Here is a 14145-nt window from a genome sequence, read left to right on the forward strand (position 1 = left end):
CACACATGCCGGTGATCTTCGCGGGTCCCCAGACCGCGAAGATCACCGGCATGCATCACGCCACGGAGTTGATCACTTACCCAACACTTTCTCAGCGGTCGTTCCACCAGCCGCGTCCGGTGTTCCACTGCCGGATCCAGTCGAGGAAGCCGAGCGGGGGCGCACCGTCCTCGGCCTCGTCCGGCCCGGTGTAGGGGAAGGCGGTGCCGTCCGCGAGCTGCCACACGGTTCCGCGCCGGGGCCCTGCGGTGACGAGGGCCCAGTAGCAGCCGTCCTCCTCGGCGCCGAGGAGGACGGAGCCGTCCCGGTAGAGCGAGGCCATCAGGCCGACGTGCTCGTCCGGGAAGTAGTCGTACTCCCACTGCCACTCCTCGGTCAGCGGGAAGGGCGCGGCCGGGTCGCGTGGCGCCGAGGGGTCGAAGCGGTCCGGGGAGAGCCAGTTCTCCGAGTCCCAGTGGTACCAGCTGTCGGGCAGTCGGCCCAGCGGCAGCAGCACCTCCTCCCCGGACGGCGCGGCGGAGAAGCCGTTGGCGACCCGGGTCAGGAAGGTCCGGTACGGCTCGGGCAGGGTCACACCGTGCCGGGCCTCCCAGGCCTCGAGTTCGTCGCGGGCCAACGGCGGTCGGGCGTGCGCGCCGACCAGGGCCGCCCGGAGGACGTCCAGTTCCTCGCGGTCCGGTCCCGGCGTTTCGGTCGCGTCGTCGGTCGTGCCGTCCGTCGTGCCGTCCGTCGTGCGGTCAGTCATGCGATCAGTCTTAGCAGCCGGGTACGACAGTCGGCGGACCGGTGAACAACGGCAGGGTCCCCAAGGCCCGTTCAGCGGCGCGCGTCGTGACGGAGGGCCACCCGGGCACCCTCCCCCGCACTTTGATAGCACCCGCTACACCTCGCTACGCTCGCGCCCATGAACCATCCGACCGGCCGACCGGGGAACGCGTGCGGACCGCACCCCCACGGCACCTCGCGCACCGGCGCCTCGGCACGTACGGCGGGCACCACGTGATCCTGCGGATCGACCGGGCCTGGCTGCTCGACATCGCCCACCGGTTCCTGCCCACCGACCCCGACGTCATCGACTACGGCACCCTGGCCGCCGCCGTCGCCCGGCACACCGACGAGGTCATGGACGTCCCCGTCTACGAGGCCGTGCACCAGCGCGCGGCGGCCCTGATGCACCAACTGATCCGCGTCCCCGCCCTGGAGTCCGGCAACGAGCACTTCGCCTCGGTGGTCGCCGCCGCCTACCTCAGCGCCTCCGGCGTCACCGTCACCGCCGACCCCGGCCAGGCCGTCGACCTGGCCGCCCGCATCCGCACCGGCAGCGTCGGCGTCCGCGAGGCGGCGGCCGTGATCCGCACCTGGTACCGCTGACGACGCCCGGGCCTCAGTGGGTGGCCCGGGCCGCGATGCCGGCGAGGCGGAGGATCGCGTGGCCCCACGGGGTGGCGGCGATCAGGACGCCGAAGGCGACGCAGAGGAAGGCGCTCAGCTTCTCGTCGAAGCGGCTCCGGGGTTCGGTCCGGCGCATCAGGCGGAGGACGATGACGATCCCGAGCACCGCGCTCACACTGATGCCCAACTGCATGCCCATCCACCCTTGGTGACGACTCGACCACGCTCCGTAGACGTCCTGTGAGCATGCCAGAGGTCGGCGGCCGAGGTGGCGGGTTGGGCGAAATCGGCACCTCCCGGGCTTCCGGGCAACGGCACTCCGGCACCCGGCGTCCGGCAGCCGGTGCCCGCAGTTCGGCCGTCGGACGCCGGGATCCGGACAACTGCGGCACCGCGGGCCGCGGAGTCGGCCGGTTCCCCGGCGACCGGGCGGCGCTTGCCCCTACGCTCGCACGACCACCGTGGCGCGAGGGGGATGTCCGTGGCCCGCAGGTCCGTCCGACCACGCCGGTCGACCGTCACCCGTCCGGACTGGCGGACCCCGCTGGACTGGCGGCCGCAACGGCCCCCGCAGCCCCGGCGGACCCGACGGAACCGGCCGACCCGACGGAACCGGCAGAGCCGACGCACCCAAGGGGCCACGGCGCCGGTGCTGGGCGGGACGGCGGTGATCGCGCTCGCGGTGGTCGCGGTGCGGTGGCTGGGCCAGCACCTCTGGCTGGTCGCCGCGCTGGTGCTGGTGGCCGCCGGGGTGGCCGCCGCGGTGCTGCACCTCCGCGCCCGGGTGCGGCAAGGGGAGTCGGCGGCGCGCGCCGAACAGCTGCGGCACATCGATTCGTTCCTGAGGATGAGCCCGAAGGCCTTCGAACACGCGCTGGCCGACCTCTGCCGTCGGGACGGCTGCACCAACGTGACCGTGGTCGGCGGTCCCGGCGACCTCGCGGCGGACGTGCTGGCCACCACCCCCACCGGACAGCGGCTCCTGATCCAGGCGAAGCGGTACGGACCGCGGACCTTCGTCGGCTCGCAGGACGTCCAGCAGGTCAACGGCACCTACCGTGACGTGCACCGCTGCCAGCTGGCCGCCGTGGTGACCACCAGCTCGTTCACCAAGGCCGCGGCCGCGTTCTGCGCCCAGGTCGGCATCCGCGCGGTCGACCGCCGGGCGCTCGCCCACTGGGCGGAGGGCACCGGTCGGCCGCCCTGGGCCTGATGCCCCCCGATGGGCGGGAGACCGGGCGGGACCGGTGAGACCGCCGGGCCGTCAGTGGTCCACGGCGGCCAGCAGCAGCCGGGCCAGTTCGACCGGCCGGGAGAACATCGGCCAGTGCCCGGTGTCCAGTTCGGCCAGCCGCCAGTGCCCACCCTCCACCAGCCCCACCACGTCCTCGTCCGGTTCCTCCCCGGCAGCCAGGCACCTGATGTAGGTCGCGGGCAGCTCGGCGAGCGGGCCGGTCAGCACGGCGGGCTCGGTGAGGGTGGCGCCGGGGTGCGGGGTGGCGCCGGCGACGATCCGGGCGATCTGCTCCTCGGTGAGGCCGTGGCCGGTGAAGTGCTCGGGCCGGGCGCACGGCCAGTGGCCGCCGTCGGCGGCGATCGCGGCCCGCAACTCCGCTCCACCGTCCGGCCAGCCGGCCGCGAAGGACTCGCCGTCGACGGGGAGGCCAGAGTCGACGAAGACCACCCGGGCCAGCCGGTCGCCGATCCGCTGCGCGGCCTGGCCGACCGGCACGCCCGCGTAGCTGTGGCCGACCAGGACCACCTCGCGCAGGTCGTGGCGCTCGACCTCGGTCACGATGTCCTGGACGTGGGTCTGCTGGCCGGCCGGGAGGCCGCGCTTCTCGGCCAGCCCGGACAGCGTCAGCGGGTGGACGGCGTGGTCGGCCGCACGCAGGTGCGGGACCACGTCGTCCCAGGCCCAGGCCCCGAGCCGGGCGCCGGCGACCAGTACGAAGTTCACCATGATCCGCACCGTAGCGGAGCGGACCGGCCGCCGTCGTGCGGATATCGTCAGGCCGCCCCGAACCCCTCTCCGGTCGACTCCCGGTGCCGCCAGCGCACCGGGTCGACGGCGCCGTCCCGGGAGGGCGACCGGGCCGGGGCCCGGTAGCCCGCGCAGGTGAGCACCAGCATCTCGTCGCCCCCCGGCTGGAACTCGTACGCCACCTGCTCGACCCGGCTGCCGATCCCGGCGTCCGCCAGCTCCTCCCGCAACCGCCCCAGCCCCCGGTACCGCTCCCCGGTGTCGTACACCACCACCGGGAAGATCCGGACCTCCCACCGGGCCACCCGGGCGAGTTCGAGCAGGGCGGCCCGCTGGAACTCCTCGCCCAGCCGGTTGCCGTAGGAGAAGACCAGGTGCGAGCTGAGCACCAGGTCGAAGGAGCCGTCCGTGAAGGGGAGTTCGGGCAGCGACGCGGCGACGTAGCGGTCCGGGCGGGCGGCGATGTCGGCCCGGAACAGCTGGGCGTTGACGCTCCACTGCCGGATCAGGTCGTCGGCGTCGGCGTACCAGGACCGCGCGAAGTCCGCCGTCTCCCGCGCCAGCCGCTCGCGCTTGAAGCGGGTCTCCCGCTCCACCAGCATGCCCAACTCCGCACGGTGCACGGCGTATTCGCGGTCCACCGCGACGGCGTCGATGCCGCGCAGCCCGGCCTCCGCGACGAAGCTCGCCGCGCCGGCCGGGCAGTCCAGGATCCGTCGGCCGCAGTTGAGGTCCCGGTCGGTGAGCCCGAACATCGCCCGGTACTCCGCGAAGGAGCGGGCACTGACCAGCACGGCTCACCCCCTCCCGACGAACGGCATGGTGGCCGGCAGCACCACCAGGGACTGGATGACGGTGTCCGGCGGCTGGGCCGCCATCAGCAGCAGGGCGTCGGTGAACCGCCCGACCGGGATGGTGGCCTCCACCGCCGTCGTGCCGTCCGCCTGCAGCGCGGCCGGCTGCACGGCGCCGTCCGCCGGGGCGACGTTGCCGACGTCGATCTGCCCGCAGGTGATGCCGTACGGGCGGCCGTCCAGCGCCAGCACCTTGGTGAGGCCGAGGACGGCGTGCTTGGCGGCCGTGTAGGCGAGGGAGTTGGGGCGGGGCACGTGGGCCGAGGGCGCACCGTTGTTGATGATCCGACCGCCCTGCGGGGTCTGGGTGCTCATCAGCCGGAAGGCCTCCCGGGCGCAGAGGAAGCTGCCGGTCACGATGGTGTCCAGGACCCGGTTCCAGTCCTGGAACCGGGTCTCGGTGATCGGCCGGCGCGGGGCGGCGGCGCCTGCGTTGTTGAACAGCAGGTCGAGCCGGCCGTAGCGGTCGCGGACGGCGTCGAACAGCCGGGCGACCTCCTCCGGGCTGCGGATGTCGGTCGGCACCGCCAGCACCCGGTCCGCGTCGGCCTCGGCGAGGGCGGCGGTCTCCTCCAGCGCGTCCTTGCGACGCCCGGCGACCGCCACCGTCCAGCCGGCCCCGAGCAGGGCCAGCGCGGAGGCCCGGCCGAGCCCGCTGCCGCCACCGGTGACCACGGCGACCCGCCGGTCCGACGGGGTCACCGCGCCCATGTCTCCCCCTCGTTGAGCCAGATCCGCAGCATCCGCCGGGAGTACCGGCCGGGTTCGTCCAGGAAGGCCGAACGCCCGTGCAGCACCCGGCTGTTGCGGATGATCAGCAGGTCACCGGCGGCCATCGGCAGCCCGAAGGCGATCTCCGGCCGGTAGAGCACCTCGTCCAGCACGCCGAGCGCCTCCCACTGACGGTCCGTCAGCTCCGGTCCGCCGCGGTCCGGCGAGGAGCGGACGGTGCGGGTCTGGTAGTAGCAGCCGGTCGTCCCGTCCGGCCGCGGGTAGAGGATGGGGGTGACGACCAGCTGCGGCCCGGCCCGGCCGGTGCGGTCGAAGGTCCAGTCCTCGCAGAGGGTGGCCAGCGCGTCCGGCCGCTCCCGGCCGATCAGGTCGTGGACGTGCCGGGCACTCGCCAGCTTGGTCAACCCACCGCCGTCGTACGCGGGTTGGATGCAGAGCAGGACCAGCAGGTCGCAGGTGTCGCAGTGGAAGCCGAGTTCGGTGTTGCCGTCGCCGTCCTGGTCGCGCAGCACCGAGGTGAGGTCGCCGCGCCCGTTCTGCGGGACGATCCGGCCGTAGTCGCGCAGCAGGAAGGACAGCGCCTCGGTGATCTCCTTCTCCGGCCGGGCCGGGTCGACCAGGTTGCCGATGTGGGTGAGCCCGACCGAGTCGGCGGCCTCCCGGACGAAGGACCGCAGCCGCTCGCGCACCGGCTCGGCCGCACCCCAGCGACCGGCCCGGGCGTCGGCCCAGAGCAGCTGCCGCTCCAGGTCGCTCAGCGGCAGCGACCAGAGCTGCCGCCGGGCCTCCAACTCCAGGCTGCTCCAGCCTATCTCGGCCACCGTGTGCTCGCTCACCGCGCCGCCTCCGTTCCGGCCCCGACCGCCACGGCCTTGGACCACAGTGCCAATGCCTCGTCGATCTGCGCGGCCGTGACGACCAGCGCGGGGATCATCCGGACCACGTTCAGGTGGATCCCGCAGAGCAGGAGCAGCAGCCCGAGTTCGGCCGCGGCCTGCTGGACCCGCCGGGCCGTCTCCGGGTCCGGCGAGCCGTCGGGCCGGCAGAACTCACTCGCCGCCATCAGACCGAGGCCCCGGACGTCGCCGATGCCGGGCGCCCCGGCGGCGACCGTCCGCAGGCCGTCCAGCAGCCGGGCGCCCTGCTCGGCCGCGTTCTCGACCAGCCGTTCCTCGCGCAGCACGTCCAGGGTGGCCAGTGCGGCGGCGCAGGCCACCGGGTTGCCGCCGTAGGTGCCGCCCTGCGAGCCGGGCCAGGCGCGACTCATCAGCGCGGTCGGCGCGGCGATGGCGGACAGCGGGAAGCCGCTGGCCAGGCCCTTGGCGGTGATCAGCACGTCGGGCCGGAAGACCTCCCCGCCCGGGCGGGCGGGCTCGTGCTGGTGGGCCCAGAACCGGCCGGTGCGGCCGAAGCCGGTCTGCACCTCGTCCACCACCAGCAGGAAGCCGTGCCGGTCGGCGCGCTCGCGCAGCCCGGTCAGGAACCCGGCCGGGGCGGGGACGTAGCCGCCCTCGCCGAGCACCGGTTCGACGAACAGCGCCGCCGTCTCGGCGGGTGCGGAGACGGTGGCCAGCACCTCGTCCAGCCCGCGCAGGGCGTGCGCCACCGCCTCCTCCTCGGACAGGCCCAACGAGACTCGCAGTCGGAACGCGGCCGGGAAGGGCGCCACCGCGACCCCGGGCACCAGCGGGCCGGTGCCCGCCCGGAAGCGGGTCCCGGCGGTGGTGAGCGAGGCCGCGCCCATGGTGCGACCGTGGAAGGACCCCTCGAAGACGATCACGTTCTGCCGCCCGGTGGCCTGCCGGGCCAGCCGCAACGCGGCCTCGACCGCCTCCGTCCCGGCGGTGGCGTAGAACAGCGAGTCCAGGCCGGGCGGCAGCACCTCGCCCAGCCGCTCGGTGAGGGTGAGCAGTCGGTCGTGCAGGACGGTGGTGTACTGGCCGTGCAGTAGTCGGCCGGCCTGTTCGCGGACGGCCGCGACCACCTTCGGGTGGCAGTGGCCGGTACTGGTCACCCCCACACCGGAGGTGAAGTCGAGGTAGCGGCGGCCGTCGGCGTCGTAGAGGTGGAGGCCTTCGCCGCGCACCGCGACGACGGGGGTGGCCTGCTTCAGCACTGGGGAGAGCTGGGACAACGGAGTCTGCCTTCTCTCGGGGGGCTTCCATCTGGGGACCGTCCGAGCCGAGCGGGTCGGACGGCGGGTCTGGTCGGCGGAGCAGGTCAGCGGCGCGGGTCCGGCGTTCGGGGCAGGTTCGGTGGGCCGGGCGGCAGGTAGCCCGCCTGGGCGGCCCAGCCGAGCGCGGCCGACCACCACTGCGGGGTCGGCGCGGTGAAGCGGACGCCCAGCCGCTCCAGTACGGAGGTGGTGTACCCGCTGTCCACCCGGATGTTGCGCTCCTCCTGCTGGGCCCAGGCGGCGGCCAGCCGGGCGGCCGTCGGGTGCCGCCGCTCGGCGCGGGCGAGCGCGGCCGCGAAGGCCGCCTCGTCGACGAGCCGGACGCCATGTCCCAACGCGCCGAGCCAGCCCACGAGTTCGTCGTGCGGCGTCGAGTACGGGGTCTCGACGTGGTAGGCGCCCGGCGCAGTGTGACGGTCCAGGGCGATCGCGGCGATCCCGGCGGCCACGGTGTCCACGTGCGAGAACGCGAAGGCGGTGGCGGGCCGGCTGGGGGCGGCACCCGCCACCAGGTAGCCGCGGACCAGCTGGTAGATCCGGTTGTCGCCGATGTTGGCCTGGAACGCGCCGGTGCGGCTGTGCGCGGCGATGTGGCCGCTGCGGTACAGGTAGGCGGCGTGCCCGCCGGCGGCCCAGGCCCGGACGGCCTGCTCGGCACGGTACTTGGAGCGCTCGTACGGGGTGCGGAAGTGCTGGCCGATCCACAGGTCGGCCTCGCTGAACCGGCGCGGCGGCCCGTCCACGCCACCGGAGACGGCCAGCGTGGAGACGTGGTGGAAGCGGGCCTCCGGGGTGTGCTCGTCGACCCAGCCGAGCAGCCGGCGCACCGCCGTGTGGTTGGCGCGCTCCAGTTCGTCGGGCGAGGCGACCAGCCGGACGTCGGCCGCCGCGTGCACCAGGATCCGGGCCTCCCGGGCCCGTTCCAATCCGGTCGGGGACAGCCCGAGGCCGTCCCGGTCGAGGTCCCCGGCGACCACCCGGGCCCGCTCCCCGGCCAGCCGCCGGACGGCGTCGGCGTCGTCCGCGGCCCGCACCAGACAGGTGACCACCGCGCCGCGCCGCCGGAAGGCGTCCAGCAGGTGCCGCCCGAGGTAGCCGGTGGCGCCGGTCAGCAGCACCCGGGCGGGTTCGCGGACGGCCGCCCGCGCGGTGGGCGGCACCCGGGCGTGCAGCAGCTGCCCGGAGGTCGACAGCGGCGCGCGGACCGGCTGCTCGGCGGTGGGCCCGCCGATCGCCGTGGCGAAACCGCCGAGGATCCGCCGGGCGGCCGGGTGCGCCACCGCGGGCCAGCCGTACACCAGGTCGGCGACCAGGCGTTGCTCCACCACCCTTGCGGTGAGCCGGAGTTGGTAGATCGGATCGCCGCCGGCGCAGCGCGCCACCCCGGCCTGCTCGTCGGCGACGGTCCAGTCCAGCGCGGGTTCCGCGGGCAGCCGGAAGGTGCCCAGGAAGTTGAAGCCGACGGTCGGCCGCGGCCCGGGCGCGTCCATCGGCCGGACGGGCGTCTCGCGCAACCGGCGTGCCGTCCCGGCCGGGCCGGCTCCGGCCGAGGGCCGCAGCCGGACCTGCTTGGCGGCGGTGAACCAGCCGACGGTGTCCAGGAATTCGCCGGACTCGCCGGACCCGCCGGGCTCACCGGGCTCGACGACCGTGTCCCGGCCGTGGGTCTCAACCTCCACCACGAGTTCGGCCTCGCCGCGCCAGCGGGCCACGGCCCCGGCGAAGGCGTCGAGCAGGACGGCCTCCAGTCCGGCGCCGCCGCCGTACCGCGCGACCAGTCGGGCGGTGGCCGGCTCGTCCAAGGTCCAGCTGAGCGTGGCGGGTCGGCCGGCTGGAGCGGGTTCCTGGGCGGTCGGCCCAGAGGTCGGCGCAGAGGACGACACAGCGGACGGCGCAGGGGCCGCCGGGATGGCGGCGGCCCACTGGTAGAAGTCGGGCGTGGGCGGCAGGTCGGTCGGCTTGTGGTCGAGCGCCGCCCGGTAGGCCTGGGCGAGGTCGTCCAGCAGGATCCGCCAGGACAGCCCGTCGACCACCAGGTGGTGGGCGATCAGGGCGAGTCGCTGGTCGGTGCCGGGCGGGCCGGTGAAGAGGTGGGCGCGCAGCAGCCGCCCGGCGGCGGGGTCGAGGCTGCGGTGGAGTTCGGTGCAGACCCCGGCGACGGTGTCGGCGATCTCGCCCGACGCGCGCGGGAGGCGGGAGTGGGAGACCGGGTCGAGGTCGGCGACCGCCCGCGGGTCGCCGTACCCGGTCGGCGAGAGGGGCCGACGCAGCGCCGGGTGGCGTTCCAGCACGGCGGCGACCGCAGCCGAGAGTGCGGCCGGGTCGACGGCACGGCGGCAGCGCAGCAGGACGGACTGGTTCCAGTGCCGGAGGTCGTCGACCGCCCGCTGCTGGTACAACCAGCGCTGGGCTGGCGCGAGTTGACGACCGGACCGGTCGCCGCGCGGCGCCGGTACGGCGACCCGGCCGGCGGCCCGGACGGGCGCGGGGACGGCCGCGGCGGCCAGGCCGGCCGCCGTCGGGTGCCGGTAGAAGTCCTCGTAGTCGACCCGCAGTCCGGAGCGCCGCAGCAGGGCGATGGTGCGCATGGCGAGGATGGAGTCCCCGCCGATGGCGATCACGTCCGTCCGCGCGCCGACGACGGGCAGACCGAGCGCGCCGGCCCAGAACCGGGTGATCTCCCCGACCAGGCCGTCCCCGGCCGGACCCTCCCCGCCGGAACCGCCCCCGACCAGGCCCTCCCCGGCCAGGCCGTCGCCGGCCGTCCCGTCCGATCGGTCCGATCCGGCGCGGGCCTCGACCAGGCGGGACACCAGCTCCCCCAGCCGGGCCCGGTCCAGCTTCCCGTTCGGCCCGACCGGGAACTCCGGCAGCACCAGGATCGGCTGCGGCACGGAGTAGCCGGGCAGCCGGTCGCGCAGGTGGGCGGCCAGGCCGTCGACGTCGTGCCCCGCCAACAGGCGGACCGCGCCCAGGAGTTGCGCGCCGACGGCGGTCTCGCGCAGCAGCGCCGCCGAGCCCGCGACGCCCGGGTGGCCGTCCATCGCCCGCTCGACCTCGGCCAGGTCGACCCGGTAGCCGCGGACCTTCACCTGGCGGTCCACCCGGCCGAGGAAGACCAGGCTCCCGTCGGCCCGCCGACGGCACAGGTCGCCGGTGCGGTACATCAGCCGCCCGTCCCGCCGGACGAAGCTGCGGGCGGTCTCCTCCGGCCGTCCGAAGTACCCGGCGCTGACGCCCCGCCCGCCGATCAGCAGCTCGCCGGCCACGCCGTCCGCCGCGGGCCGCCCGGCGGCGTCCAGCACGGTGAGCAGCACCTCGCCGATGCCGCTGCCGATCGGTACGGTCGGTTCCCCGTCCGGGAGTCGGCGGGCGTCGGTGGCCAGGAAGCAGGTCGCTCCGACGGTGGTCTCGGTCGGACCGTAGTGGTTGACCAGCCGCTCGGTGACGCCGTCGTCGAGCAGGGCGGCGGCGAGCGGGCGCGGCAGGGCCTCGCCGCCGAGCAGCAGGGTGCGCAGCGGCGGGGTGTCGGCCGGGCGGCCCTCCAGCAGGGCGGTCAGGTGCGAGGGGGTGGTCTTCAGGGTGTCGACCCCGGCGCGGCGCAGGGTGGCCCAGAAGGCGGCGGGGTCGCGCACCTCGTGGTCGGGCACCAGGTGCACCGAGCCGCCGGTGGCCAGGGCGAGCAGCCAGGCGGTGTGGCCGAGGTCGGCGGCGAGCGTGGTGACGTGGGCGAGCCTGGGGGCGTCGGCCTCGGTGAGTCCGAGCCGGGCGGCCAGCGCGTGGGCGTAGTGCACGGCGTTGGCATGGGTGACGGTGACGGCCTTGGGTTCGCCGCTGGAGCCGGAGGTGAAGGACAGGTACGCCGGATCCGCCCCGACCGGCCCCACCAACCCCACCGCCCCGACCGCCCCGAGGTCCCCGCGGTCCCCCGGGGCGAGGACGTCCACGAGCTCCGCCCCGGGCGCACCGCCCCCGCCCGCCCCGGGCTCGGTGGCGAGCACCCGCCCCACCCGGACGGCGGCCAGCCGTCGGGCCAGGTCGCCGGCGGTCCAGTCGGGGTCGGTCAGCACGGCGGCCGCGCCGGAGCGCAGCACCCCGTGCAGCAGCACCACCATCCGGGCGTCCCGGGGCCCGAGCAGGGCGACCCGGTCGCCGCGCCCGGTGCCGTCGGCGGCCAGCCGGGCGGCGATCCGCCCGGCGGCGGCGTCCAGGGCGCGGTGGTCGAGGGTGCGGCGGCCGTCGCTGACGGCGGGCCGGTCGGGGTGGGTGCGCGCGAGCCGGGACAGCAGCGCGCTGAGCGAACCGGTGGCGGGTGTGGACCGGACGGGCCGGGTGGTGGCGGTCACGCCCGCTCCTCCCCCGTCCGTGCCGTCCCCGCTCCGCCCGGCCGGGCGAGGGCCGCCGGATCGCCGGCCAGGAAGCCGTCCAGGACGATGCCGCCGACCAGGCGCCCGGCCAACTCCCAGGCCACCATGCGGTGCAGGCCGTCGAGGTGGATCAGCCCCGGCGGGAGCACCAGCTCCGCGTAGTCGGGGTGGTCGACCGGCGCGGTGCTGACGAAGAGCGGGGTGAACGGCGCCGCGCGCAGCATTCGCAGCTTCGCCGCGCAGACCGGGTTGGCCGCCGTCCAGTCGGCGCCGCCCGAGCGGACCCGTTCGGCCGCCCGGGCGACGGTCAGCCCGGTGGGCGGGACGAGTTCCCGCTCGCCGCCCTCGCTCTTGTGCCAGGGCAGCACGACGCCGAGGACGTCGGCCCGGGTGAGCCGGATCCGCCACCAGCCGCCGGGGATCGTGTCGGCGCGTTCCAGGTTCTCCTCGCCGTACAGGTTGGTGTTGGCCTCGTGCGCCCGTTCCACCGGGTGGTCCCGCAGGTAGGCCTCGTGGACCTCGGAGTAGGCGACGGCGGTGACGATCTCCACGCAGTGCTCCTCAGGCGGTTCGACGGCTCGGACGGCTCGGACGGCTGGGACGGCTCGGACGACCGGGGCCGGTGCCGGGGCCGCCGGGGCAACCGGGACGGCCCCGGGCCGGCTCAGACGGTTCCGGTGTACTCGGTGAAGTGCTGCTCGGCGAACAGGTCGGGCCACTGCCCGTCGGCCAGGTCCAGTTCGCGGGCCCGGGCGAGCATCTGCCGCCAGTGCGGCTTCACCGGGCGCCAGCGCGCGCCGACCTGGCAGTAGGAGGCGTCGATGAAGTAGCGCGGCCGGCCCGGCCCGTCCGGTGCCGGTCTGCGGGTGTGGAACAGCGCCGAGTTGAGCAGCACGGTGCTGCCGGGCGGCAGCCGGTCGATGACCACCTCGCCGGGCAGGGGCCCGGTGCCGTGGTGGGCGTAGGCGTCCTTGTCGACGGCGCGCAGGTGTGAGCCGGGCAGCACGGCCAGGCTGCCGACCCGTTCGTCCAGTCCGCCGAGGTAGTGCAGCGCGTGGACCATCAGCAGCGAGGGGTCGGCGCCGTCGTTGGGCTCGCAGTCGTGGTGCCAGGGCTTGCCGGGGATGCCCGGGGCCTGGCGGTCGCTGTGCAGGTGGTGGAAGACGAAGGACGGGCCGATCAGCCCGGTGAGCGCCCGTAGCAGCGGCGGGTGGGCGAGCAGTTCGCCGTGGGCGGGGAGCTCCAGTTCCAGCACCGGGGGCGGCCCGTGCCGGTCGGGGTCGGTGCAGGCGGCGATCGAACGGGCCCGCAGGCCCTCGTCCACCCATCGGTCCACCTCGGGGACGAGGCGTTCGCGCAGTGCTTCGGGGAGCAGCCCGGGCAGGACCAGGTACCCGGTCTCCAGGAACTGACGGCGGCGGTGCTGGGCGGTGCGGGCCTCAAGCCCGGTGGGGTGCGGGGTCACCGATCCGGCCCCTCCTTCCGTTCGACGGGACGCGCGGCGGGACGTGCTTCGGAACGTACGGCGGAACGCTCGACGGGACGTACGGCGGAACGTGCTTCGGCTCGGGAGGCTCATGGGTCGGTCCGGGCCTCGGGTGGCGGCGGTGTCGCCCGTCGTCGCCACGAACTGCGGAAGTCGCGGGTGCCCCGGCGTTCGCGGGCACCACGAAGAGAAACGCAATGATCACGCAAAGTGATCCGCCCCAGGAGTATGAACCGGCCATCGCGTCCACGACAAGACCAAGCCAACCCGTGGACATCTTCCCGCCACCGTGCCGTTCAGCTCCGGCCACCACTCGATTCCCGTCCCAGCGGAAACTCCGGCGCTCCCCCGCCCCGATGATTCGCCGTCGGAACAGCGGATGCGGCAGAGTTGCCGCATGAGCGTCGACGCGCGGAGTCTCCAGCACAGCCCCGGACCGGCTCGGCGGCGGCCGGTCCAGCAGCGCAGCCAGGAGCGCTACGGCCGCATCCTGGACGCCTGCGCGGGCCTGCTGGACGAGGTCGGGGCGACGGCGCTCACCACCAAGGAGGTCGCCCAGCGCGCCGAGGTGCCGATCGGCACCCTGTACCAGTTCTTCGCGGGCAAGGAGGACCTGCTGGCCGCGCTCGCCACCCGCAACCTCGACCGCTACCTCCAGCGCCTGGACGCCCGGATGGCCCGGTCCGCACCGATCGGCCCGGCCGGGTTCACCGACCTCGCGGTGGAGGAGTTCGTCGCGATGAAGCGCGCGGTGCCCGGTTTCGGCCAGGTGGACTTCGGGCTGGCCGACGCGGCGGTGCCCTCGGAGGTGCGCGACGAGACCCACCTGCTGGACTCGGGTGTGGACAACAACACCGCCGTGGCCCTGCGGCTGCAGGCGCTGGGCGGCGAGCTGTTCGCGGCCGGCGACCCGGCGGCCACCACGCTGGCCCTGCGGGTCGCCCTGGAGGCGGCCGACGCGGTGCTCAAACTGGCCTTCCGGGGGGACCCGCAGGGCGATCCGGCGCTGATCTCCGAGTGCAAACGGCTGGTGCGCGGTTACCTCGCGCAACAACCGCCCACCGGCTGACCCGCTTCCCACCGGCCCCGCGCGGCCCGTCCCGCCGAGGCGTTGCGCAGCCGCCGCACCCGAAGCAGAGTGGATAGCGGAACGT

General features: G+C 75.2%; 13 protein-coding genes. 3 read left to right on the forward strand and 10 right to left on the reverse strand.

Features of this window, described 5'->3' with window-relative positions; translation table 11 throughout:
* Positions 1-91: 91 nt before the first annotated feature.
* Positions 92-745 carry an SMI1/KNR4 family protein gene (locus tag ABTZ03_RS40560; RefSeq protein WP_350518256.1) on the reverse strand — a complete coding sequence of 218 codons (654 nt, stop codon included), beginning with the start codon at positions 743-745 and terminating at the stop codon, positions 92-94.
* Positions 746-936: 191 nt separating this feature from the next.
* On the opposite strand from ABTZ03_RS40560, the gene ABTZ03_RS40565 reads away from it, so the two are divergent.
* Complete coding sequence (locus ABTZ03_RS40565) at positions 937-1371, forward strand: fic family toxin-antitoxin system, toxin component (protein WP_502894751.1); 435 nt, start codon at positions 937-939, stop codon at positions 1369-1371.
* Between the two features lie 13 nt (positions 1372-1384).
* Here the strand turns inward: ABTZ03_RS40565 and ABTZ03_RS40570 are convergent, their stop codons facing one another.
* A complete protein-coding gene (locus ABTZ03_RS40570; RefSeq protein WP_350518257.1) occupies positions 1385-1591 on the reverse strand; it encodes a hypothetical protein in 207 nt (68 codons plus the stop codon).
* A 450-nt stretch (positions 1592-2041) separates the two neighbouring features.
* Between ABTZ03_RS40570 and ABTZ03_RS40575 the strand changes: the two genes are divergently transcribed.
* Positions 2042-2605: a restriction endonuclease gene (locus ABTZ03_RS40575; RefSeq protein WP_350518258.1), complete on the forward strand. Its 564-nt coding sequence runs from the start codon at positions 2042-2044 to the stop codon at positions 2603-2605.
* A gap of 51 nt (positions 2606-2656) precedes the next feature.
* Here ABTZ03_RS40575 and ABTZ03_RS40580 read toward each other — a convergent pair whose 3' ends face one another.
* From ABTZ03_RS40580 to ABTZ03_RS40615, 8 genes are all read right to left on the reverse strand, one after another.
* Entirely contained in the window at positions 2657-3355 is a 699-nt protein-coding gene (locus ABTZ03_RS40580) for an alpha/beta fold hydrolase (protein WP_350518259.1), read from the reverse strand.
* Between the two features lie 47 nt (positions 3356-3402).
* Positions 3403-4170 carry a methyltransferase domain-containing protein gene (locus ABTZ03_RS40585; protein WP_350518260.1) on the reverse strand — a complete coding sequence of 256 codons (768 nt, stop codon included), beginning with the start codon at positions 4168-4170 and terminating at the stop codon, positions 3403-3405.
* Positions 4171-4173: 3 nt separating this feature from the next.
* Complete coding sequence (locus ABTZ03_RS40590; RefSeq protein ID WP_350518261.1) at positions 4174-4941, reverse strand: SDR family oxidoreductase; 768 nt, start codon at positions 4939-4941, stop codon at positions 4174-4176.
* A complete protein-coding gene (locus tag ABTZ03_RS40595; protein ID WP_350518262.1) occupies positions 4929-5798 on the reverse strand; it encodes a TauD/TfdA family dioxygenase in 870 nt (289 codons plus the stop codon). The genes ABTZ03_RS40590 and ABTZ03_RS40595 overlap by 13 nt, the downstream gene beginning before the upstream one ends.
* Positions 5795-7096 (reverse strand): aspartate aminotransferase family protein, encoded by a 1302-nt coding sequence (locus tag ABTZ03_RS40600; protein WP_350518263.1) that lies wholly within the window; start codon positions 7094-7096, stop codon positions 5795-5797. The genes ABTZ03_RS40595 and ABTZ03_RS40600 overlap by 4 nt, the downstream gene beginning before the upstream one ends.
* Positions 7097-7182: 86 nt before the next feature.
* Entirely contained in the window at positions 7183-11484 is a 4302-nt protein-coding gene (locus ABTZ03_RS40605) for an AMP-binding protein (protein ID WP_350518264.1), read from the reverse strand.
* Positions 11481-12056, reverse strand: a complete 576-nt coding sequence (locus ABTZ03_RS40610; RefSeq protein WP_350518265.1) for a DUF6309 family protein — start codon at positions 12054-12056, stop codon at positions 11481-11483. Before ABTZ03_RS40610 ends, ABTZ03_RS40605 begins: the two co-directional genes overlap by 4 nt.
* A 113-nt stretch (positions 12057-12169) precedes the next feature.
* Complete coding sequence (locus tag ABTZ03_RS40615) at positions 12170-12970, reverse strand: phytanoyl-CoA dioxygenase family protein (RefSeq protein ID WP_350518266.1); 801 nt, start codon at positions 12968-12970, stop codon at positions 12170-12172.
* A gap of 418 nt (positions 12971-13388) precedes the next feature.
* On the opposite strand from ABTZ03_RS40615, the gene ABTZ03_RS40620 reads away from it, so the two are divergent.
* Complete coding sequence (locus tag ABTZ03_RS40620; protein WP_350518267.1) at positions 13389-14060, forward strand: TetR/AcrR family transcriptional regulator; 672 nt, start codon at positions 13389-13391, stop codon at positions 14058-14060.
* The last annotated feature ends 85 nt before the right edge of the window (positions 14061-14145 follow it).

It is taken from the genome of Kitasatospora sp. NPDC096077, from assembly GCF_040303245.1.
Classification (GTDB): Bacteria; Actinomycetota; Actinomycetes; order Streptomycetales; family Streptomycetaceae; genus Kitasatospora.

Coding starts and splice junctions, on each gene's coding strand:
- ABTZ03_RS40580 (WP_350518259.1), bottom strand. CDS start 3,355: ATGGTGAACTTCGTACTGGTCGCCGGCGCCCGGCTCGGGGCCTGGGCC.
- ABTZ03_RS40620 (WP_350518267.1), top strand. CDS start 13,389: ATGAGCGTCGACGCGCGGAGTCTCCAGCACAGCCCCGGACCGGCTCGG.
- ABTZ03_RS40560 (WP_350518256.1), bottom strand. CDS start 745: ATGACTGACCGCACGACGGACGGCACGACGGACGGCACGACCGACGAC.
- ABTZ03_RS40590 (WP_350518261.1), bottom strand. CDS start 4,941: ATGGGCGCGGTGACCCCGTCGGACCGGCGGGTCGCCGTGGTCACCGGT.
- ABTZ03_RS40570 (WP_350518257.1), bottom strand. CDS start 1,591: ATGGGCATGCAGTTGGGCATCAGTGTGAGCGCGGTGCTCGGGATCGTC.